Raw genomic sequence first — 21,596 nt, forward strand, 5'->3', positions numbered from 1 at the left:
CTTCGCAGGTCGCAGGTCGCAGGTCGCAGGTCGCAGGTCGCAGGTCGCAGGTCGCAGGTCGCAGGTCGCAGGTCGCAGGTCGCAGGACGCAGGACGCAGGACGTCATGACAGAGGGGGAGCCTTGGTTCGGGTGCTGGGGGTCGATCCGGGGCTGACCAGGTGCGGGATCGGCGTGGTCGAGGGCGCGCCGGGCCGGCCGCTGCGGATGGTCGGGGTCGGGGTGGTGCGCACCCCCGCCGAGGCGGAGATCGGGCCGCGGCTGCTGTTGGTCGAGCAGGGCATCGAGGCCTGGCTGGACGAGCACCGGCCCGAGCTGGTGGCCGTCGAGCGGGTCTTCGCCCAGCACAACGTCCGCACCGTGATGGGCACCGCGCAGGCCAGCGCGGTCGCGATGCTCTGCGCCACCCGGCGCGGCATACCGGTCACCCTGCACACCCCCAGCGAGGTCAAGGCCGCCGTCACCGGTTCGGGCCGGGCCGACAAGGCCCAGGTCACGGCGATGGTGCAGCGGCTGCTGCGGCTCGACGCGCCGCCGAAGCCGGCCGACGCCGCCGACGCGCTGGCGCTGGCCATCTGCCACATCTGGCGCGGCGGCGCCACCAACCGCCTGGAGGCCGCGGTCAAGGCGGCCGCCCGCACCACCTCCCCGCCCGGCCCGAGAGGAACCCTCCGATGATCGCCTTCGTGCAAGGACCAGTGGCGGCGATCTCCGCCGGCCTCGCGGTGGTGGAGGTCGGCGGCGTCGGCATGGCGGTGCAGTGCACGCCGGCCACCCTGGCCGGCCTGCGGCTGGGCGAGCCGGCCCGGCTGGCCACCTCGCTGGTGGTCAGGGAGGACTCGCTGACCCTGTTCGGCTTCGCGGACGACGACGAGCGCGCCGTCTTCGAGATCCTCCAGGCCGCGCCCGGGGTCGGCCCGAAGCTGGCGCAGGCCGTGCTCGGGGTGCACAGCCCGGACGCGCTGCGCGCCGCGGTGGCGAGCGGCGACGAGAAGGCGCTGGTGGCGGTACCCGGCATCGGCAAGGCCAAGGCGGCCAAGCTGCTGCTGGAGTACAAGGACAAGCTGGGCGCGCCGCACGGCGCGGTGCCGGCGCAGAAGCCGGTCGCGACCGGTCCGGCGCCGTGGGGCGAGCAGCTGCACTCCGCGCTGGTGGGTCTCGGCTACGCGCCCCGCGAGGCGGACGAGGCGGTCGCCGCCGTCACCCCGGAGGCCGAGGCGCAGTCGACGCCGGACGTCGGAGCGCTGCTGCGGCTCGCGCTGCGCGGCCTCAACCGTTCGCGTTGAAGCCCGCCGACGACCCGTCACTCTGTCGACACCGATGTGGGAGCCCCCGCCGATGAGCCCGTACGACTCCGAGCCCGCCGACCGGCTGGTGACCGCCGCCGCCGACGGTGAGGACCAGGCCGTCGAGGCGGCGCTGCGCCCCAAGCTGCTGGACGAGTTCATCGGCCAGGAGCGGGTGCGCGAGCAGCTGTCGCTGGTGCTCCAGGCGGCCCGCCGGCGCGGCTCCGCGCCGGACCACGTACTGCTCAGCGGCCCGCCCGGGCTCGGCAAGACCACCCTGTCGATGATCATCGCGGCCGAGCTGGGCGCCCCGATCCGGATCACCTCCGGGCCGGCGATCCAGCACGCGGGGGACCTCGCGGCGATCCTCTCCTCGCTCGCCGAGGGGGAGGTGCTCTTCCTCGACGAGATCCACCGGATGTCCCGGCCCGCCGAGGAGATGCTCTACATGGCGATGGAGGACTTCCGGGTCGACGTGATCGTCGGCAAGGGGCCGGGCGCGACCGCCATCCCGCTGGAGCTGCCGCCGTTCACCCTGGTCGGCGCGACCACCCGGGCCGGTCTGCTGCCGCCGCCGCTGCGGGACCGGTTCGGCTTCACCGGCCACATGGAGTTCTACGCCCCGGCCGAGCTGGAGCGGGTGGTGCACCGCTCGGCCGCGCTGCTGGACGTGGAGATCGACCCGGCCGGCGCGGCCGAGATCGCCGGCCGCTCCCGGGGGACGCCGCGGATCGCCAACCGGCTGCTGCGCCGGGTCCGCGACTACGCGCAGGTGCGGCACGACGGTGTGGTGACCGCCGAGATCGCCGGCCGGGCGCTGGAGGTCTACGAGGTGGACGCCCGTGGTCTGGACCGCCTGGACCGCGCGGTGCTGGGCGCCCTGCTGCGGCTCTTCGGCGGCGGCCCGGTCGGGCTTTCCACCCTGGCGGTCGCGGTCGGCGAGGAGGCCGAGACGGTCGAGGAGGTCGCCGAGCCCTTCCTGGTCCGCGAGGGCCTGCTGGCCCGCACCCCGCGCGGGCGGATCGCCACCGCCGCGGCCTGGCAGCACCTCGGCCTCGTGCCGCCGGCCCAGCCGGGCCGCGCCGGGGTGCCCGCCCAGCCCGACCTCTTCGCCCCCGACGTGCCCCGGAGCCCCGAAGTCTGAGCGGGAGCCCCGGGTGCGCGGCCGAACGGGTGAGGGCGGAGCGTATGCGGAGCGTGCGCGCCCGCCGTCGGGGTGAGCGCGCGATCCGGGGGAGAAGTCCGGGGAAACTGTGCAGGCGGAGGCTCGCCAGTTTCGGCGGCAGGATGCGATGCTTGGCGTTGTCCGATCAGTTCGGGGTCGCCTAGACTCCGCCGGACCGCCCCTCTCACCCGACGGGACGACCAATACCACACAGGCCGCCCGTCGGCGGCCCGTAAAGGACCCTGGCTGCAGTGAACCTCATCATCCTTCTCCTCCCGATCCTCGCGATCGTGCTCATGTTCCGGTCGCAGAAGAAGCGCCAGCAGCAGCAGCAGCAGATGCAGACCGCGCTGGAGCCCGGGGCGGGAGTCCGGACCATCGGCGGTCTGTACGCGCGGGTGAAGGCGGTCAACGAGGAGACCGTCGAGCTGGAGATCGCGCCGGGCGTGGTCGGCTACTTCACCAAGAGCGCGATCGCGGCGGTCATGGACCCCGCGGACTACGACGCGATCATCAACGGCCGCCCCGCCGAGGACGAGCCGGTCGACGCCGTGGACGCCGTGGACGCCGAGATCGAGCCGGTCGCCGCCGAGCCGCTGTCGTTCACCAAGGACGACGCCGCCAAGGGCGACGCGAAGGCCGAGGCCGAGGGCGGCGCTCCCGCGAGCAAGTAGTACGGCCGGGCAACCCGCCCGGTCGCGCGGCGTACCGCCGCGAGCCCATAGGACTCAGGGCCGCAGTTCCGCCACACCCCGTCCAGCCACGAGCCGGGCGGGGTCCGGTGGGGGGAGGTGGCATGGACAGGGAGAAACGAGCAAGGTGGCAACACCCAAGTCGCGCCCGCGCGACGGCTACCCAGGGCGGGCGCTGGCCCTCATCCTGGTCGTCACCGTCGGACTGGTCGCCCTCATGTTCGGGACGGGCAACACCAAGCCCCGCCTCGGGATCGACCTCGCCGGCGGCACCAGCATCACGCTGAGTGCGAAGTCGAGCGACCCCAAGGCGATCAACAAGACCAGCATGGGCGTCGCCACCGGGATCATCGAGCAGCGGGTCAACGGGATGGGCGTCTCCGAGGCGGAGGTGCAGACCCAGGGTGACCGCAACATCATCGTGAACATCCCCAAGGGCGGGGACAAGCAGACCGCGGCCGACCAGGTCGGCACCACCGCGAAGCTGTTCTTCCGCCCGGTCCTCGCCCTCGCCCCGAGCGGCGTCCAGGCCCCGGCCCCGAGCGCGACCCCGTCCGCGGGCGCGACCGGTACCCCGGCGGCCACCGGCACCCCGGCCGGCACGCCCGCCGCGACCGGGACGGGTTCCGCCGCCCCGAGCGCCGCCGCTACGGCCGCCGGGACCGGTACGCCGAGCGCGAGCGCCACCAAGCAGGGCCGCCCGGCCGGTGAGGCCCTCGCGGCCGACAACACGCCGTCGCCGGTCGCCACCACCGGTGCCGCCGCCTCGGCCACCCCGAGCGCCGCCCCGGCCGCCGCGACCGGCACGCCGCCGGCCGCCGCCACCCCCCCGGCAACCCCGGACCTCTCCGCCGCGATGACCTCGGGCACCGTGCCGCCGGAGCTGGCCGCGCAGTTCGCCGCGCTGGACTGCAGCAAGCCGGAGCAGCGGAGCAAGAACTACCAGGGCGCCGACGGCGCGCCGACCGTCGCCTGCACGCAGAAGGACGAGAAGGGCCTGTTCTACAAGCTCGCGCTCGGCCCCGTCGCGGTCCAGGGCGCGAACGTGTCCAAGGCGCAGGCGACCATCGACACCCAGCAGGGCAGCGGCTGGCAGGTCCAGCTGCAGTTCGACGGCAAGGGCACCGACGCGTTCACCGCCGTCACCGGCCAGCTGGCCACCCAGCCGGGCCCGACCAACCAGTTCGCCATCGTGCTGGACGGCCAGGTCGTCTCCCACCCGGAGGTCCGTAACGCCATCCCCGGCGGCTCGGCCGTGATCTCCGGCGGCTTCGGCCAGACGGAGGCGCAGAGCCTCGCCAACGTGCTGAGCTTCGGCGCGCTGCCGCTGGAGTTCACCACCAGCGACGTCACCACCGTCTCCCCGCAGCTCGGCGGCGACCAGCTGAAGGCCGGCCTGATCGCCGGTCTGATCGGCATGATCCTGGTGGTCCTGTACTCGCTGGTCTACTACCGGGGCCTGGGCCTGGTCTCGATCGCCGGTCTGCTCGTCTCGGCGGCCCTGACCTACTCGATCATGAGCCTGCTCGGCGGCGGGATCGGCTTCGCGCTGAACCTGCCGGCGGTCTGCGGTGCCATCGTCGCGATCGGTATCACCGCGGACTCCTTCATCGTGTACTTCGAGCGCATCCGCGACGAGGTCCGCGAGGGCGCGCTGCTGCGCCCGGCCGTCCAGCGGGCCTGGCCGCGCGCCCGGCGCACCATCCTGGTGTCGGACTTCGTCTCCTTCCTCTGTGCCGCCGTGCTCTACGTGGTCTCGGTCGGCAAGGTACAGGGCTTCGCGTTCACCCTGGGCCTGACCACGGCGCTCGACGTCGTGGTGATCTTCCTCTTCACCAAGCCGCTGATCACGTTGCTGGCCCGCCGGAAGTTCTTCTCCGACGGCCACCCGTGGTCCGGTCTGGACCCGAAGCGGCTGGGCGCCCGTCCGCCGCTGCGCAGCACCCGTCGTCGCAACCCTTCGTCCTCCGCCGCCGTGAAGGGGGCCTGACACCGTGTCGCGCTTCAGTAATCTGGGCCACAAGCTCTACCAGGGCGACGTCAGCTTCGACTTCGTCGGCCGTCGCAAGCTCTGGTACAGCATCTCCGGCGTGATCGTCCTGGTCGCCGCGATCGGTCTGGCGATGGGCCTGCACCTGGGCATCGAGTTCAAGGGCGGCTCGGTGTACACCGTGGCCAAGCCCGGACTCACGGTGTCGCAGACCCAGGACGCCGTCGACAAGATCGTGTCCTCGCACCCGCTGGTGCAGTCGACCGACAACGGCAAGATCCGGATCCAGATCTCGTCGGAGGACAAGACCACCTCCGGGGAGTTCACCGGCAAGCTCTCCGAGGCGATCGGCGTCCCGGCCGCCGAGATCGAGACCCAGGTGATCGGCCCCAGCTGGGGTGAGCAGATCTCCAACAAGGCGATCACCGGCCTGGTCATCTTCATGATCCTGGTGACGATCTACCTGGCGATCGCCTTCGAGTGGCGGATGGCGGTGGCCGCGCTGGTCGCCCTCATCCACGACCTCCTGATCACCATCGGCGTCTACGCCCTGGTCGGCTTCGAGGTCACCCCGGGTACCGTGATCGGCTTCCTGACCATCCTCGGCTACTCGCTCTACGACACGGTCGTCGTCTTCGACACCGTGAAGGAGAACGCCAAGGGGCTCACCAAGCAGAACAAGATCACCTACAGCGAGGCGGCCAACGCGGGCCTCAACCAGACCCTGGTCCGCTCGCTCAACACCACGGTGGTCGCCCTGCTCCCGGTGGCGGCGCTGCTGTTCATCGGTGGCGGGCTGCTCGGTGCCGGCACCCTGAACGACATCTCGCTGGCCCTGTTCATCGGTCTCGCCGCCGGTGCCTACTCCTCCATCTGCGTCGCCACCCCGCTGCTCGCGCAGCTGAAGGAGGAGCAGCCGGAGATGAAGGCCCTCGCCAAGCGGGTCGCCCAGCGCCGGGCCGCCGAGGCCAAGGCCGCCGCGGCGGCGGAGGCCGGCGACGGTGAGGAGATCGCGGACGAGGACCTGCCTGCGGGTATGGTCGGTCAGCGCGGCCGGGGGGCCGGCACCACGCGTGCCAAGGGCCGTCCGTCCACCAAGCGCTGATCCCCACCGACCCTGAGGACCCTTCGTGACCACCACCGACACCGCCCTGGCCGAGCTGCTCACCGGCCGGATCCGGGACGTCCCGGACTACCCGAAGCCGGGCGTGCTGTTCAAGGACATCGCGCCGCTGCTCGCCGACGCCGAGGCCTTCGCCGCGCTCACCCGGGCGCTGGCGGAGCGGGCGCGGGAGCTCGGGGCCACCAAGGTGGTCGGTCTGGAGGCACGCGGGTTCGTGCTGGCGGCCCCGGCGGCCTTCGCGGCCGGGCTCGGCTTCGTGCCGATCCGCAAGCAGGGCAAGCTGCCCGGCGAGGTGTTCCGGCGCTCGTACGAGCTGGAGTACGGCTCGGCGACGCTGGAGGTGCAGTGCGACGCCTTCACACCCGGTGAGCGGGTGCTGGTGGTGGACGACGTGCTGGCCACCGGCGGGACCATCGGCGCCTCGCTGGACCTGGTCAGGGAGGCCGGGGCCGAGCCGGCCGGCGTGGTGGTGCTGATGGAGCTGGGCTTCCTCGGTGGCCGCGAGCGGCTCGCCCCGCACCTCGGCGACGCTCCGCTGGAGACGCTGGTCATGGTCTGATGCCGCTCATGGTGTGAGGACGCACGACCCGGACGGGCGGCGGTCGGAGTCATCCGGCCGCCGCCCGTCGTCGTGTCCGGCGGGTGTCCGGTCCGGTTGGGGGGCCCGGCCGACCGAACGGCCCGGCGCCAGGCTCGGTACCATGAAGATTCATCCCCTCCCGGTTGCGCGGGGCGCGGTCCGAGCCGCACGGCGCCCGCGGGGGGCAGGCCGAGTGCCCGAGGAGTGTCCTTGCCCGACGAGGTTGTGCCCAAGGCCGCTGCGGCCGCCCCCGAGAACCGGCCCACGCCCTCGGGGGCCACCCCGGCCCGCCCGGCGCCGACCCCGTCCCGCCCGACCGCGCCGGCCGGCCGGGCCTCCACCGCCGGAGGCATGCGCGCCCGCCTCGCCCGCCTCGGCGGCCAGCGCTCCAGCGTCCTCAACCCGGTGCTGGAACCGCTGTTCCGCTCCATCCGGGCCAACGACCCCAAGGCCGATCCGGCGCTGCTGCGGGACATCGAGAAGGCGTACGCGGTCGCCGAGAAGTGGCACCGCGGGCAGAAGCGCAAGAGCGGTGACCCCTACATCACCCACCCGCTGGCGGTCGCCACCATCCTGGCCGAGCTGGGCATGGACGCCGCGACCCTGATGGCGGGGCTGCTGCACGACACCGTCGAGGACACCGACTACGGCCTGGAGACCCTGCGCAAGGACTTCGGCGACTCGGTGGCCCTGCTGGTCGACGGCGTCACCAAGCTGGACCGGGTCAAGTTCGGCGAGGCCGCGCAGGCCGAGACGGTCCGCAAGATGGTCGTCGCGATGGCCAAGGACCCGCGGGTCCTGGTGATCAAGCTGGCCGACCGGCTGCACAACATGCGCACCATGCGCTACCTCAAGCGGGAGAAGCAGGAGAAGAAGGCCCGCGAGACGCTGGAGATCTACGCCCCGCTGGCGCACCGGCTGGGCATGAACACCATCAAGTGGGAGCTGGAGGACCTCGCCTTCGCGATCCTCTACCCCAAGATGTACGACGAGATCGTCCGGCTGGTCGCCGAGCGCGCCCCCAAGCGGGACGAGTACCTGGCGACCGTCATCGACCAGGTCCAGGGCGACCTGCGCGGCGCCCGGATCACCGCCTCCGTCACCGGCCGGCCGAAGCACTACTACTCGGTCTACCAGAAGATGATCGTCCGGGGCCGGGACTTCGCCGAGATCTACGACCTGGTGGGCATCCGGGTCCTGGTCGACACCGTCCGCGACTGCTACGCGGCGCTGGGCACCATCCACGCGCGGTGGAACCCGGTGCCGGGGCGGTTCAAGGACTACATCGCGATGCCCAAGTTCAACATGTACCAGTCGCTGCACACCACGGTGATCGGTCCCGGGGGCAAGCCGGTCGAGCTGCAGATCCGCACCTTCGACATGCACCGCCGGGCCGAGTACGGCATCGCCGCGCACTGGAAGTACAAGCAGCGGGCGGTGGCCGGCGCCTCCAAGGTGCGCACCGACACCCCGACCCAGACCCGCAAGGACGACAAGGCCGGCGCCGTCAACGAGATGGCGTGGCTGCGGCAGCTGCTGGACTGGCAGAAGGAGACCGCCGACCCGAGCGAGTTCCTGGAGTCGCTCCGCTTCGACCTGGCCAGCAACGAGGTCTTCGTCTTCACGCCCAAGGGCGACGTCATAGCGCTCCCGGCCGGCGCCACCCCGGTGGACTTCGCGTTCGCGGTGCACACCGAGGTCGGCTACCGCACCATAGGGGCCCGGGTGAACGGGCGGCTGGTGCCGCTGGAGTCGACCCTGGAGAACGGCGACACCGTCGAGGTGTTCACCTCCAAGGCGGAGAACGCCGGACCGTCCCGGGACTGGCTGGGCTTCGTCAAGTCGCCGCGGGCCCGCAACAAGATCCGCGCCTGGTTCTCCAAGGAGCGCCGCGAGGAGGCGATCGAGCAGGGCAAGGAGGCGATCGTCCGGGCGATGCGCAAGAAGGGCCTGCCGATCCAGCGGATCCTCACCGGGGACTCGCTGGTCACCCTGGCCCACGAGATGCGCTACCCGGACATCTCCTCGCTGTACGCGGCGATCGGCGAGGGCCATGTCGCCGCGCAGAACATCGTCCAGAAGCTGGTGCAGGCGCTGGGCGGCGAGGAGGGCGCCACCGAGGACCTCGCCGAGACGGCCACGCCCACGCACGACAACCGGCGCGCGGCGCGCCGCCGGGCCAAGGGCGACCCCGGCGTGATCGTCAAGGGCGTCGAGGACGTCTGGGTGAAGCTGTCGCGCTGCTGCACCCCGGTCCCGGGCGACGGCATCGTGGGCTTCGTCACCCGCGGCAACGGCGTCTCGGTGCACCGCGCCGACTGCGTCAACGTGGAGGCGCTCAACCAGCAGCCCGAGCGGATGATCGACGTCGAGTGGGCGGCCACCCAGTCCTCGGTCTTCCTGGTGGCGATCCAGGTCGAGGCCCTGGACCGCTCCCGGCTGCTCTCGGACGTCACCCGGGTGCTGTCGGACCAGCACGTCAACATCCTGTCGGCGGCGGTGCAGACCTCCCGCGACCGGGTGGCGATGAGCCGGTTCACCTTCGAGATGGGCGACCCCAAGCATCTCGGCCACGTCCTCAAGGCGGTCCGCGGCGTCGAGGGCGTGTACGACGTCTACCGCGTCACCTCGGCCCGCAAGTAGCGGCGGCGGACAGTGCGAAGGCCCCCGGGGACGTCCCCGGGGGCCTTCGCACGCTGTCAGTAGGCCCGGATCAGCCGCTGAACTCCTCCTGGCTGCGGTGGGCCTGGTTCAGCAGCTCCTCGACGCCGGCCAGCTCGGACTCCAGCTTCGCCGTCCGGGAGGCGTTGCCGGCCGCGCGGGCCTTGTCGAGGTCGGCGCGGAGCTTCTCGGCCTTCGCCTGGAACAGGCCGACCATGCCGGCCGCGCGGGCCTTGGCCTCCGGGTTGGAGCGCTTCCACTCGCTGTCCTCGGCCTCGCGGATCGCCCGCTCGACCGTGTTCAGCCGGCCGTCCAGCTTCGGGCGGACGTCGCGCGGCACGTGGCCGATGGCCTCCCAGCGCTCGTTGATCTCGCGCAGCGCCGCCTTGGCGGCCTTGAGGTCGGTGATCGGCAGGATGGTCTCGGCCTCCGCCGCCAGCGCCTCCTTGAGCTTCTGGTTGGCCACCTGCTCGGCGTCACGCTCGCTGAACACCGCGGAACGCGCCTGGAAGAAGACGTCCTGGGCGCCGCGGAACCGCGCCCACAGCTCGTCCTCGATGTCGCGCTGGGCGCGGCCGGCGGCCTTCCAGCGCGCCATCAGGTCGCGGTAGCCGGCCGCGGTGTCGCCCCAGTCGGTGGACGAGGAGAGCGCCTCGGCCTCGGCGACCAGCTGCTCCTTGGTGAGCCGGGCCTGCTCGCGCTCGGCGTCCAGCGACGCGAAGTGCGACTTGCGGTGCTTGGAGAAGACCGAGCGGGCGTGCGAGAAGCGGTGCCACAGCTCGTCGTCGCTCTTGCGGTCCAGCCGGGGCAGGGCCTTCCAGGTGTCCACCAGGGCGCGCAGCCGGTCGCCGGCCTCCCGCCACTGGGTGGACTCGGCGAGCTGCTCGGCCTCGGCGACCAGCGCCTCCTTGGCGGTGCGGGTCTCGTCCTGGGCCTTGGCCCGGGCGGCCTTGCGCTCCTCGCGGCGGCTGTCGATCTCGCCGGTGAGCGTGTCCAGGCGCTTGGCCAGCGCGGCCAGGTCGCCCACCGCGTGCGCCTCGGTGACCTGCTCACGCAGGTGCTCCAGCGCGGCCTGGGCGTCCTTGGCGGCCAGGTCGGTGGTGCGCACCCGCTTCTCCAGCAGGCCGATCTCCACCTCGATGCCCTGGTACTTGCGCTCGAAGTAGGCGAGCGCCTCCTCGGGCGAGCCGGCCTGCCAGGAGCCGACGACGCGTTCGCCGTCCGCGGTCCTGACGTAGACCGTGCCCTGCTCGTCGACACGGCCCCACGGGTCGCTGCTCATAGCGCGTCCTCCACATGACGTCGCGCCCACCGCCGGGGCGGTAGGCGTCCGTCGTCCACAGTTGATGTGCGGCGGACCGATGAGTCCGCCGTCCCCGTCCGCCTGGTTCTGCTTGCCGAGGGTGACGGCCGGCGGGTCTGGGCACCCTGTACAAACGCCAACATAGGCGACCAGGCCCGGTGCTGTCCGCATCCGGGCCGGGCGATTTCGGGCCGGGGCCGCCCGGCGGGCCGCGGGGGCGCCGCCGGGCCGGTCCCGGGGTGGATCAACCCTTGGCGGCGGTCACCGAGTTGAGGGTGACGTCGGCCATCGGGTGGCCGTCCGTGCCGCCCTCCAGGGTGCCCGCGGCGGCGATCTTCTGGAGCAGGTCCAGACCGCCGGTGATCTTGCCGAAGGGAGTGTAGTTCGGCGGCAGCTGGGTGTCCTTGTAGACCAGGAAGAACTGGCTGCCGTTGGTGCCGGGGCCGGAGTTGGCCATCGCCACGGTGCCGGCCGGGTAGGTCGCGCCGGTGAGGTTCTCGTCGGCGAACTTGTAGCCCGGGCCGCCGGTGCCGCCGGGGGCGGTGGCGCTGGCGGTCGGGTCGCCGCACTGCAGCACGAAGATGCCGTCGGTGGTGAGGCGGTGGCACTTGGTGTGGTCGAAGTACTTCTCGCCGGCCAGGAAGGCGAAGGAGTTGACCGTGTGCGGGGCCTTGGCGGCGTCCAGCGCCAGCGTCACCTTGCCGCAGTTGCTGTCCAGCGTCGCGGTGTAGGTCGCCTTGGCGTCCACGGTCAGGGCCGGTTCGGCCTGCCACTGCTTGCCGTTCGGGCTGCCCGGGGCGGCCTCGCCGCAGCCCTCGACCGGCTTGCGGGTCGGGACCGAGGGCTCGGTCGGGGTGGGCGCGGCCTGGGCGGCCGGATCGCTCTTCTTCTTGTCGTCCGAGTCGAAGGCGCCGGTCGCGAACAGGGTGCCGCCGCCGGCCAGCACGACCACCGCCAACGCGGCGCCGAGGACGCTGTTGCGGCGCTTGCGCGCGGTCGCCGCGGCGGCCCGGCGCTCCGCCTGGCGTTCGTACTTGTCCCGGGCGAGCTGCCGCCGCCGCTGTTCGCTGGTGACCACCGGCTTTGTCTCCTACGGAAGTGCTGGTCGCTGATGTGTGGGCTCGTGTGTGCGATGCCGATGCGGATCATCGCACCCATCGGCGGCCAAGTGTAGGGACCGCGACCGTAAGAACGGGGTGAACCTGTCAGGTCGAAGTGAACCTGTCACCCGGATCTGGTTCGCAACCGGACCCGGACCGCCGGTAGGCTGCCCCTGCAATCACAGCTTGTAGCAGCAGCCGAAGCCACCGCGGCGGCCGAAGCCCGAGAGCCCGAGACCGACACCGAAGGACGCGCGTGTTCATCGCCGGATTCCCCGCTGGAGCCTGGGGCACCAACTGCTACCTGGTCGCGCCGGGACCGGGCGAGGAGTGCGTCATCGTCGATCCGGGCCACCAGGCCGCCGCCGGCGTCGAGGAACTCGTCCGCGAGCACCGGCTGAAGCCGGTCGCGGTGCTGCTCACCCACGGCCACATCGACCACGTCGCCTCCGTGGTCCCGGTCTGCGGCGCCAAGGGCGTCCCGGCCTGGATCCATCCCGAGGACCGGTACATGATGAGCGACCCCGAGCGGGCGCTCGGCCGCTCCCTGGGCACCCGGTTGATGGGCGAGCTCACCGTCGGGGAGCCGGACGACGTCCGCGAGCTGACCGACGGCAGCGTGCTGGAGCTCGCGGGCCTCTCGCTCACCGTCGACCACGCCCCCGGCCATACCGGGGGGTCGGTGACGTTCCGGACGCCCGGTGCCGAGGACCTCCCCCCGGTGCTCTTCTCGGGCGACCTGCTCTTCGCCGGCTCCATAGGGCGGACGGACCTCCCGGGCGGGGACGGCGAGGCGATCATGCGCTCGCTGGCCCGGGTGTGCCTGCCCCTCGACGACGCCACCGTGGTCCTCTCCGGCCACGGCGGACAGACCACCATCGGCCGCGAGCGCGCCACCAACCCCTACCTCCGACAGGCAGCGGGGGCGGACGGCGCCCCGGCTTTCCCGCGACGAGGAATGTGACGGAAGAGAAGTTGAGCACCTTCACCGCCCCCAAGGGCACCTACGACCTGCTGCCGCCCAGCTCCGCGACCTTCCTGGCGATCCGCGAGGCCATCGCCGCCCCCGCCCGCCGGGCCGGCTACGGGTACATCGAGACCCCGGTCTTCGAGGACGTCAAGCTGTTCTCCCGCGGTGTCGGCGAGTCCACCGACATCGTCTCCAAGGAGATGTACACCCTCACCACCAAGGGCGGCGACGAGCTCGCGCTGCGCCCCGAGGGCACCGCCTCCGTGCTGCGCGCCGCGCTCCAGGCCAACCTGCACAAGCAGGGCAACCTGCCGGTCAAGCTCTGGTACTCCGGCTCGTACTACCGCTACGAGCGCGCCCAGAAGGGCCGCTACCGCCAGTTCTCGCAGGTCGGCGCGGAGGCGATCGGCGCCGAGGACCCGGCGCTGGACGCCGAGCTGATCATCCTCGCCGACGACGCCTTCCGCGCGCTCGGCCTGAGCGACTACTCGCTGCTGCTCAACAGCCTGGGCGACCAGCAGTGCCGCCCGGTCTACCGCGCCGCCCTGATCGGGTTCCTGGCCGGACTGGACCTCGACGAGGACACCCGCCGCCGCGCGGAGATCAACCCGCTGCGCGTCCTCGACGACAAGCGCGAGTCCGTGCAGGCCCAGCTCGTCGGCGCCCCGATGCTGCGCGACTACCTCTGCGAGGACTGCAAGGCCTACGACGAGAAGGTCCGCGAGCTGCTCACCGCCAACGGCGTGGCCTTCGTCGACGACCCCAAGCTGGTCCGCGGGCTGGACTACTACACCCGCACCACCTTCGAGTTCGTGCACAACGGCCTCGGCGCCCAGTCCGCGATCGGCGGCGGCGGCCGCTACGACGGCCTGTCCGAGATGATCGGCGGCCCCGCGCTGCCCTCGGTCGGCTGGGCGCTCGGCGTGGACCGCACCTTCCTGGCCCTGGAGGCCGAGGGCGTCGCCCTCGAACTGCCGGCCGCCACCTCCGTCTACGCCGTCGCGCTCGGCGAGGAGGCCAAGAACGTCCTGTTCGCCAAGGTGGTCGAGCTGCGCCGGGCCGGCGTCGCCACCGACCTCGCCTTCGGCGTCAAGAGCATCAAGAACGCCATGAAGTCCGCCGACCGATCCGGCGCCCGCTTCGCCCTCGTCGCCGGCGACCGGGACCTCGCGGAGGGCGTGGTCCAGCTCAAGGACCTCACCACCGGCGAGCAGAACCCCGTCGCCCTCGACGCACTCGTCACCACCCTGAAGGAGAAGCAGCTGTGATCCGCACGCACGACGCGGGCACGCTCCGCCCGGAGCACGCAGGCACCACCGTCACCCTGGCCGGCTGGGTCGCCCGCCGCCGAGACCACGGCGGCGTGGCCTTCATCGATCTGCGCGACGCCTCCGGCACCGTGCAGATCGTGGTCCGCGACCTCGACTCGGTGCACGGCCTGCGCGCCGAGTACTGCGTCAAGGTGGTCGGCGACGTCCGGGTCCGCCCCGAGGGCAACGAGAACCCCGACATCCCGACCGGCGCCGTCGAGGTCGTGGTCAGCGGGATCGAGGTCCTCTCCGAGGCCGCGCCGCTGCCGTTCCCGGTCGCCGAGTACGAGCCCGGCACGGTCAACGAGGAGGTCCGCCTCCGCTACCGCTACCTCGACCTGCGCCGCGAGGGCCCCGCCAAGGGCCTGCGCCTGCGCTCCAAGGTCAACAACATCATCCGCCGGGTGATGGAGGACAACGACTACCTCGACATCGAGACGCCGTACCTCACCCGCTCCACCCCCGAGGGCGCCCGCGACTTCCTGGTCCCGGTCCGCCTCCAGCCCGGCCACTGGTACGCCCTGCCGCAGTCGCCCCAGCTGTTCAAGCAGCTGCTGATGGTGGCCGGCATGGAGCGCTACTACCAGATCGCCCGCTGCTTCCGCGACGAGGACTTCCGCGCCGACCGCCAGCCGGAGTTCACCCAGCTCGACATCGAGGCCTCCTTCGTCGACCAGGAGGACATCCTGGCCCTCGGCGAGAAGATCATCGGCTCGATCTGGCGCGAGGTCCACGGCTACGAGGTCCCGAACCCGCTGCCGCGGATGACCTACGCCGACGCCATGGGCCGCTACGGCTCGGACAAGCCGGACGTCCGCTTCGGCCAGGAACTGACCGACCTCACCGAGTACTTCCAGGGCACCGACTTCCGGGTCTTCCAGGCCCCGTACGTCGGCGCCGTGGTCATGCCCGGCGGTGCCTCGCAGCCGCGCAAGCAGCTCGACGCCTGGCAGGACTGGGCCAAGGCGCGCGGCGCCAAGGGCCTCGCCTACGTGCTCATCGACGCCGAGACCGGCGAGCTGCGCGGCCCGGTCGCCAAGAACCTCTCCGCGGAGCACCTGGCCGGCCTGGCCGCCGCCGCCGGCGCCAAGAACGGCGACGCGGTCTTCTTCGCGGCCGGCAAGGAGCGCCCCTCGCAGGAGCTGCTCGGCGCCGCCCGGCTGGAGATCGGCCGCCGCTGCGAGCTCATCGACGAGTCCCAGTGGGCCTTCCTCTGGGTCGTCGACTTCCCGATGTTCGAGCCGATCGAGGACGACAAGGGCGCCTTCCAGGGCTGGCACGCGGTGCACCACCCCTTCACCGCCCCCACCGCGGAGTCGCTGGCGACCTTCGACACCGACCCGGGCAGCGCCCTGTCCAACGCCTACGACCTCGTGCTCAACGGCTCGGAGCTGGGCGGCGGTTCGATCCGTATCCACCAGCGGGACGTGCAGAAGCGGGCGTTCGACGCGATCGGCCTCTCCGAGGAGGAGGCCGCCTCGCAGTTCGGCTTCCTGCTGGACGCCTTCAACTACGGCCCGCCGCCGCACGGCGGCGTCGCCTTCGGCCTCGACCGGATCGTCACCCTGCTCGGCGGGTACGACACCATCCGTGACGTCATCGCCTTCCCGAAGACGTCCACCGGCGGCGACCCGCTGACCGGCGCCCCCACCCCGATCACCCCGGCACAGCGCCGCGAGGCCGGCGTGGACGCCCAGCCGAAGGTCCGCGAGGACGCCAAGTCCGAGGCGCAGCCGAAGGCCTGACATCCCGTCGGCCGGCATCGGCTAACCTTTCACGGCCCCGGACAGCAACCGCGCTGTCCGGGGCCGGTCCACAACGGCGTGTGACAGAGAGAGGGATCCCCTGTGAAGGTCAGTACCAGAATCGAGTGTCCCGAGGACGCTCCGGCCACCAGACGTGTCCACATGGCCGCCTTCCCCGGCCCCGACGAGGCCGACCTGGTCGACGCGCTGCGCCGCGACCCGGCCTGGCTGCCGGAGTTGTCGGTGGTCGCCGTCGACGAGACCGGCCTGGTCGTCGGTCATGCGCTGCTCTCCCGGCTGCGGGTCGGCGAGGGCCCCGGGCTGGCGCTCGCGCCGGTCGCCGTCGCGCCCGAGTGGCAGCGCAAGGGCGTCGGCGAGCTGGTGGTCCGGGCCGCGCTGACGGCTGCCGAGGAGGCCGGCGAGAAGCTCGTCGTCGTGCTCGGCGACCCGGACTACTACGGTCGCTTCGGCTTCATCCCGGCCCAGCGGCACGAGGTGAGCGGTCCGTTCGAGGTGCCCGAGGGGTACCTCCAGGCGCTCGCCCTGCCCGGGTACGACGGCTCCCCGAGGGGCCTGTGCCGCTATCCGGAGCCCTTCGAGGCCGTTTAGGGGCGTTCCAGGGCGCCCAGGCGTTAAGGGCCGCTCAGGCGCTCGGATGCTCAGGCGCTCAGGCGTTCAGGGCGTGTCCTCCGACAGGCCCTGCGACGTGTCCCGGGCCCCCCGCTCGTCGACCCGGTTCCCGAGACCTACCGTGGCCCGGCAGCTGCGCACGAACGCGGCCATGGCAGGTGTCGGAGTCCGGTCCTTCGGCCAGTACAGCCCGACCTGGCTCGGGCTCAATCCCCGCACCGGCCGGTACGCGACATCCTCGCGCGGTGCCAGCCGACTCATGGTCTCCGGGGCGAAGCCGACGCCCTGGCCGCACACGACAGCGGCCAGCCACTCGTCGGTGTTGTGCGCCACCGCGCCGATCCGCACCGGTCGCCCGCCCCGCTCCCGGACCGCCAGCCAGTAGTCCCGCCAGTGCCCGGACTCGTGCGGGATCGCCACGAAGGGCTCGTCGAGCAGCTCCTCGAAGTCGATCACCGCACGGCCGGCCAGCCGGTGCCCGGCCGGCAGTGCCGCGCAGCGCGGCTCCTCGCCCAGCACGGCCACGCCGTAGCGCCGGGCCAGCGAGGGCGGCGCGTGCCAGAGGGTCAGGTCGATCTCGCCGGTGGCCAGGCCGGAGGTCGGGTCGAACCAGTTGTTCTGCCGCAGCTCCACCTGCCAGCCCGGCATCCGCCGGGCGAAGTCCGCGACCGTGCGCTGGGTCATCAGGTTGATGATGCCGCCCTCGAAGCCCACCCGGAGCGTCGCGCCGTGCTCCGCCGAGGCCGCCCGGGTGGCGCGCAGCGCCTCCTCCCAGCCGGCCACCAGCGCGTCGGTGTGCGCGGCCAGGGCCAGGCCGGCCCGGGTCGGGGTCATGCCGCGCCGCGAGCGTTCGAACAGCTCGACCCCGAGCAGGGCCTCCAGCTGCCTGATCTGCTTGGTCAGCGCCGGCTGGGAGACCAGCAGCCGGGCCGCCGCCGCGGTCAGCTGCCCCTCCTCGCAGACCGCGGCGAAGCCGCGCAGCAGACGGGTGTCGACATCCATGCCCCAAGGTTATGGAACCGGGGATTGGACCCGTCCGGCAGGTCTGGGTCATGGTTGGTCGTTCGGTCCTCGGGCCGGTCGACGGGGGAGCCCGGCAGCGACGGTTCAGGGGGCCGCCGGTGCCGGGCCGGAACGCTCCCGGCGCGCTGCCGCCGCCCGTCGGGACCTGCGGGAACCCGCCCCAGGACGTACGGTGAGGGATCATCAGCACCCCGCCGAACGGAGGCAGCCAGGTGGCAGCCAAGGCCCAGCGCGAGCAGAGCGTCCCCGAGGGGCGGAGCGCCCAGGACGGGCCGCACGGGCCGGGTGGCCCGGTCGTACGGCTGCCGAGGAAGCCGTACGAGCGTGAACTGCTCCGGCTCCAGTACGAGCTGGTGAAGCTCCAGGAATGGGTGCGCGCCGAGGGCGCCCGGCTGGTGGTGGTGTTCGAGGGGCGCGACGCGGCCGGCAAGGGCGGCGCGATCAAGCGGGTGACGGAGTATCTGAACCCGCGCATCGCCCGGGTCGCCGCACTGCCCGCGCCGACCGAACGCGAGCGCACCCAGTGGTACTTCCAGCGGTACGTCGAGCACCTGCCGGCCGCCGGGGAGATCGTGCTGTTCGACCGCAGCTGGTACAACCGCGCCGGGGTGGAGCGGGTGATGGGCTTCTGCGGCGAGGAGGAGTACTGGCAGTTCCTGCGCCAGGCCCCGACCTTCGAGCGGATGCTCTCCGAGTCCGGTCTGCTGCTGCGCAAGTACTGGTTCTCGGTCAGCGACACCGAGCAGGAGCGGCGCTTCCGGGACCGGCTGGCGGACCCGATGAAGCGCTGGAAGCTGTCGCCGATGGACGTCGAGTCGATCACCCGCTGGGAGGATTACTCGCGGGCCAAGGACGAGATGTTCCTGCACACCGACACCCCGGAGTCGCCCTGGCACGTGGTGGAGAGCGACGACAAGCGGCGGGCCCGGATCAACATGATCGCCCACCTGCTCTCCACCGTCCCGTACCGCGAGGTGGGCCCGCGGCCGGTCGAGCTGCCGGAGCGCCCGGCCTCCCAGGGGTACCGGCGACCGCCGCGGGACCTCCAGAAGTACGTGCCGGACCACGCGGCCCGGCTCGACGGATAGGGCCCGGCGGCCGTGGTCGCCCCGGATCCGGGGCGGGCTGTCGGAGGGCTCGCATAGGCTTCCGGTGTGGACGAACCGGACCTCTTCACCGCCGCCGCCGAGGAACGCCAGGCCAAGGAGCCCGGCCGGGCGCCGCTCGCCGTGCGGATGCGCCCGCGCACCCTCGACGAGGTGGCCGGCCAGCGGAAACTGCTCAAGGACGGCTCCCCGCTGCGCCGGCTGGTGTCGGGGTCGCGCGGCCCGGCGGCGACCAGCTCGGTGATCCTCTGGGGCCCGCCCGGCACCGGGAAGACCACGCTCGCGCACGTCATCAGCCAGGCCGTCGAGGGCCGCTTCGTCGAGCTGTCCGCGATCACCTCCGGGGTCAAGGAGGTCCGCGCGGTCATCGACGGCGCCCGGCGCGCGGTCGGCATGTCCGGCCGGGAGACGGTGCTCTTCCTCGACGAGATCCACCGCTTCTCCAAGGCCCAGCAGGACTCCCTGCTCCCGGCGGTGGAGAACCGCTGGGTGACCCTGATCGCCGCGACCACCGAGAACCCGTACTTCTCGGTGATCTCCCCGCTGCTCTCCCGCTCGCTGCTGCTCACCCTGGAGTCGCTGACCGACGACGACGTCCGGGCGCTGCTGCGCCGCGCGGTCGTGGACGAGCGCGGCCTGGGGGGCGCGGTGGAGCTGACCGCGGAGGCCGAGGACCACCTGGTCCGGCTGGCCGGCGGCGACGCCCGCAAGGCGCTCACCACGCTGGAGGCGGCGGCCGGGGCGGCGCTGGAGCAGGGGGAGGCGGAGGTCACCCTCGCCAGCACCGAGACCGCCGTCAACCAGGCGGCCGTCCGCTACGACCGGGACGGCGACCAGCACTACGACGTGGCCAGCGCGCTGATCAAGTCGATCCGGGGCAGCGACGTGGACGCCACGCTGCACTACCTGGCCCGGATGATCGAGGCGGGGGAGGATCCGCGTTTCATCGCCCGCCGGCTGATGATCTCGGCGAGCGAGGACATCGGCCTGGCCGACCCGACGGCGCTGCAGACGGCGGTGGCGGCGGCCCAGGCGGTGGCGCTGATCGGCTTCCCGGAGGCGCGGATCATCCTCTCCCAGGCGGCCATCGCGCTCGCCCTGGCGCCGAAGTCCAACGCCGCCTACCTGGCGATCGACGCGGCGCTCGCGGACGTCCGGCAGGGCCTGGCCGGGCCGGTGCCGCCGCATCTGCGGGACGCGCACTACGGGGGCGCGGGCAAGCTGGGGCACGGCAAGGGCTACCAGTACCCGCACGACCTGCCGGAGGGCATCGCGAGCCAGCAGTACGCGCCGGACGCGGTGCACGGGCGGGCGTACTACCGGCCGACCCGGCGCGGCGGGGAGGCGCGTTACGCGGAGGTCGTGGAGTGGACCAGGGGGCGGCTGTGGGGCGAGCCGGCCGGTTCCGCCGGTGCTGCCAAGGGGGAGCCGAAGGGCGGGGCGAAGGCGGGACCCAAGACAGGGCCCAAGGCCGGACCCAAGACAGGGCCCGAGGCAGACCCCGAGGCAGCGCCCGGGGCCGAGCCGGGGACGGGGTCGAACGCGGCCCCGAAGGGGGAGGGGGAGGCCCGGTGAGGGGGCCGGCGGTCTGCCGGTATACTCGTGCGGAGTGCCATGTCCCGGGACGGCGGTGGGGGAGACCCGACCGACCGGCCGCACCAGCGGGGCGATGGCCGTAGGCCTCCTCCGGGAGGCCCGCAACAGGAGCGTCGCGCACCGTCTCGGTGTCGCGGGCGACCGGTTCCCGGTCCGCCCGTGTGACCAGCACATTCGTGCCCGGCTCCGGAGAGCGGCTGATCGCACTGCCCCAGGGCGGTGGGGTTTTCTCCGGGCCGCGACATGCGACCTCCGTCAACACCTGGTGAAGCCGTAGTCGTCAGTAAGGAAGGTTTGGTTCATGGCGAACCAGAAGCGTCCCAAGGTCAAGATCGCGCGTGCGCTCGGCGTGCCGCTGACCCCGAAGTCCGTCAAGTACTTCGAGGCCCGCCCGTACCCGCCCGGCCAGCACGGCCGTGGCCGCAAGCAGAACTCGGACTACAAGGTCCGTCTGGTCGAGAAGCAGCGTCTGCGCGCTCAGTACGACCTGAGCGAGAAGCAGATGGCGCGCGCGTTCGACCGCGCGAAGAAGGCCGAGGGCAAGACCGGTGAGGCGCTCGTCGCCGAGCTGGAGACCCGCCTCGACTCGCTGGTCCTGCGTTCGGGCATCGCCCGCACCATCTACCAGGCCCGTCAGATGGTCGTCCACGGCCACGTCGAGGTCAACGGCGGCAAGGTCAACAAGCCGTCGTTCCAGCTGAAGCCGGGCTTCGTGGTGACCATCCGCGAGCGCAGCAAGGAGAAGGTCCCGTTCCAGGTCGCCCGTGAGGGTGGCAACGCGGGCGAGGGCCAGACCCCGAAGTACCTCGAGGTCAACCTGAAGGCCCTGGCCTTCCGCCTGGACCGCGCGCCGCAGCGCAAGGAGGTCCCGGTGATCTGCGACGAGCAGCTCGTCGTCGAGTACTACTCGCGCTGACCCGCGAGCGGTATCACCTGCGGTACCCAGCGAGCCCCCGTCGCCCTTGTGGCGGCGGGGGCTCGCCCCTGTCCGGGGGAGGTCGTCAGACCTGCTCGCCGGTCATCGCGGAGACCAGCCGCAGGTGCGGCCGGGCCTCCTCGTGGCGGCCCTGGCGCTCCAGGGTGCGGCCCAGCATCAGCCGGGCGTAGTCCTCGGCCGGGTCGGAGTCCAGCACCCGGCGCAGCTCCGCCTCGGCCCGGCGGAGCTGGGCGGAGTGGAAGTAGCTGCGGGCCAGCAGCAGCCGGACCGACAGGTTGGCCGGCTCCTCGGCGAGCACCCCCTCCAGCATCCGGGCGGCGTCCGTGTACGCCTTGGAGTCGAAGTAGAAGTTCGCCATGCGGTAGTCGTCGGCGAGGTTG

Annotated in this window: 19 protein-coding genes; 15 read left to right on the top strand and 4 right to left on the bottom strand. The window is 72.5% G+C overall.

The window, feature by feature from the left end; translation table 11 throughout:
- Positions 1–122: 122 nt before the first annotated feature.
- From ruvC to SM793_RS31365, 8 genes are all read left to right on the top strand, one after another.
- Positions 123–677 (top strand): crossover junction endodeoxyribonuclease RuvC, encoded by a 555-nt coding sequence (gene ruvC, locus SM793_RS31330; RefSeq protein WP_320441695.1) that lies wholly within the window; start codon positions 123–125, stop codon positions 675–677.
- Positions 674–1,285, top strand: coding sequence for a Holliday junction branch migration protein RuvA (gene ruvA, locus SM793_RS31335; protein ID WP_093862828.1), 612 nt, complete (start codon positions 674–676; stop codon positions 1,283–1,285). The genes ruvC and ruvA overlap by 4 nt, the downstream gene beginning before the upstream one ends.
- 52 nt (positions 1,286–1,337) lie before the next feature.
- A complete protein-coding gene (ruvB, locus tag SM793_RS31340; protein ID WP_320441696.1) occupies positions 1,338–2,429 on the top strand; it encodes a Holliday junction branch migration DNA helicase RuvB in 1,092 nt (363 codons plus the stop codon).
- 272 nt (positions 2,430–2,701) lie between these two features.
- Entirely contained in the window at positions 2,702–3,124 is a 423-nt protein-coding gene (gene yajC / locus SM793_RS31345; protein WP_320441697.1) for a preprotein translocase subunit YajC, read from the top strand.
- A gap of 145 nt (positions 3,125–3,269) precedes the next feature.
- A complete protein-coding gene (gene secD / locus SM793_RS31350) occupies positions 3,270–5,132 on the top strand; it encodes a protein translocase subunit SecD (protein ID WP_413816071.1) in 1,863 nt (620 codons plus the stop codon).
- A 4-nt stretch (positions 5,133–5,136) separates the two neighbouring features.
- Entirely contained in the window at positions 5,137–6,237 is a 1,101-nt protein-coding gene (secF, locus tag SM793_RS31355) for a protein translocase subunit SecF (protein WP_320441698.1), read from the top strand.
- Between the two features lie 25 nt (positions 6,238–6,262).
- Positions 6,263–6,814, top strand: coding sequence for an adenine phosphoribosyltransferase (locus SM793_RS31360; RefSeq protein ID WP_320441699.1), 552 nt, complete (start codon positions 6,263–6,265; stop codon positions 6,812–6,814).
- A gap of 246 nt (positions 6,815–7,060) precedes the next feature.
- Positions 7,061–9,478, top strand: coding sequence for a RelA/SpoT family protein (locus tag SM793_RS31365; protein ID WP_413816072.1), 2,418 nt, complete (start codon positions 7,061–7,063; stop codon positions 9,476–9,478).
- 70 nt (positions 9,479–9,548) lie between these two features.
- On the opposite strand, the gene SM793_RS31370 is transcribed toward SM793_RS31365, so the two are convergent.
- Positions 9,549–10,778, bottom strand: coding sequence for a DUF349 domain-containing protein (locus SM793_RS31370; protein WP_320441701.1), 1,230 nt, complete (start codon positions 10,776–10,778; stop codon positions 9,549–9,551).
- 265 nt (positions 10,779–11,043) lie between these two features.
- A complete protein-coding gene (locus tag SM793_RS31375) occupies positions 11,044–11,877 on the bottom strand; it encodes a peptidylprolyl isomerase (RefSeq protein WP_320441702.1) in 834 nt (277 codons plus the stop codon).
- Between the two features lie 278 nt (positions 11,878–12,155).
- On the opposite strand from SM793_RS31375, the gene SM793_RS31380 reads away from it, so the two are divergent.
- The 4 genes from SM793_RS31380 to SM793_RS31395 all read left to right on the top strand — a co-directional run bounded on the left by SM793_RS31380 (position 12,156) and on the right by SM793_RS31395 (position 16,533).
- On the top strand, positions 12,156–12,863 hold the full coding sequence (locus SM793_RS31380) for an MBL fold metallo-hydrolase (protein WP_320441703.1): 708 nt from the start codon (positions 12,156–12,158) through the stop codon (positions 12,861–12,863).
- 11 nt (positions 12,864–12,874) lie between these two features.
- On the top strand, positions 12,875–14,137 hold the full coding sequence (hisS, locus tag SM793_RS31385) for a histidine--tRNA ligase (protein ID WP_320441704.1): 1,263 nt from the start codon (positions 12,875–12,877) through the stop codon (positions 14,135–14,137).
- Positions 14,134–15,924 carry an aspartate--tRNA ligase gene (gene aspS, locus SM793_RS31390; protein WP_320441705.1) on the top strand — a complete coding sequence of 597 codons (1,791 nt, stop codon included), beginning with the start codon at positions 14,134–14,136 and terminating at the stop codon, positions 15,922–15,924. The genes hisS and aspS overlap by 4 nt, the downstream gene beginning before the upstream one ends.
- Positions 15,925–16,086: 162 nt before the next feature.
- Positions 16,087–16,533, top strand: a complete 447-nt coding sequence (locus SM793_RS31395; protein ID WP_320441706.1) for an N-acetyltransferase — start codon at positions 16,087–16,089, stop codon at positions 16,531–16,533.
- A gap of 66 nt (positions 16,534–16,599) precedes the next feature.
- On the opposite strand, the gene SM793_RS31400 is transcribed toward SM793_RS31395, so the two are convergent.
- Positions 16,600–17,556 carry a LysR family transcriptional regulator gene (locus SM793_RS31400; RefSeq protein ID WP_320441707.1) on the bottom strand — a complete coding sequence of 319 codons (957 nt, stop codon included), beginning with the start codon at positions 17,554–17,556 and terminating at the stop codon, positions 16,600–16,602.
- 323 nt (positions 17,557–17,879) lie between these two features.
- Between SM793_RS31400 and ppk2 the strand changes: the two genes are divergently transcribed.
- The 3 genes from ppk2 to rpsD all read left to right on the top strand — a co-directional run bounded on the left by ppk2 (position 17,880) and on the right by rpsD (position 21,195).
- Positions 17,880–18,665 (top strand): polyphosphate kinase 2, encoded by a 786-nt coding sequence (gene ppk2 / locus SM793_RS31405; RefSeq protein WP_320441722.1) that lies wholly within the window; start codon positions 17,880–17,882, stop codon positions 18,663–18,665.
- A gap of 66 nt (positions 18,666–18,731) precedes the next feature.
- Positions 18,732–20,258 (top strand): replication-associated recombination protein A, encoded by a 1,527-nt coding sequence (locus SM793_RS31410; RefSeq protein WP_320441708.1) that lies wholly within the window; start codon positions 18,732–18,734, stop codon positions 20,256–20,258.
- Between the two features lie 322 nt (positions 20,259–20,580).
- Positions 20,581–21,195 (top strand): 30S ribosomal protein S4, encoded by a 615-nt coding sequence (gene rpsD, locus SM793_RS31415; RefSeq protein WP_320441709.1) that lies wholly within the window; start codon positions 20,581–20,583, stop codon positions 21,193–21,195.
- An 85-nt stretch (positions 21,196–21,280) separates the two neighbouring features.
- Here rpsD and SM793_RS31420 read toward each other — a convergent pair whose 3' ends face one another.
- Entirely contained in the window at positions 21,281–21,574 is a 294-nt protein-coding gene (locus SM793_RS31420) for a tetratricopeptide repeat protein (RefSeq protein WP_320441723.1), read from the bottom strand.
- Between the last annotated feature and the right edge of the window lie 22 nt (positions 21,575–21,596).

Source organism: Kitasatospora purpeofusca (genome assembly GCF_034043715.1).
Lineage (GTDB): Bacteria > Actinomycetota > Actinomycetes > Streptomycetales > Streptomycetaceae > Kitasatospora > Kitasatospora purpeofusca_A.

Coding starts and splice junctions, on each gene's coding strand:
- SM793_RS31395 (WP_320441706.1), top strand. CDS start 16,087: ATGGCCGCCTTCCCCGGCCCCGACGAGGCCGACCTGGTCGACGCGCTG.
- ruvB (WP_320441696.1), top strand. CDS start 1,338: ATGAGCCCGTACGACTCCGAGCCCGCCGACCGGCTGGTGACCGCCGCC.
- SM793_RS31370 (WP_320441701.1), bottom strand. CDS start 10,778: ATGAGCAGCGACCCGTGGGGCCGTGTCGACGAGCAGGGCACGGTCTAC.
- ruvA (WP_093862828.1), top strand. CDS start 674: ATGATCGCCTTCGTGCAAGGACCAGTGGCGGCGATCTCCGCCGGCCTC.
- SM793_RS31400 (WP_320441707.1), bottom strand. CDS start 17,556: ATGGATGTCGACACCCGTCTGCTGCGCGGCTTCGCCGCGGTCTGCGAG.
- SM793_RS31420 (WP_320441723.1), bottom strand. CDS start 21,574: ATGGCGAACTTCTACTTCGACTCCAAGGCGTACACGGACGCCGCCCGG.
- rpsD (WP_320441709.1), top strand. CDS start 20,581: ATGGCGAACCAGAAGCGTCCCAAGGTCAAGATCGCGCGTGCGCTCGGC.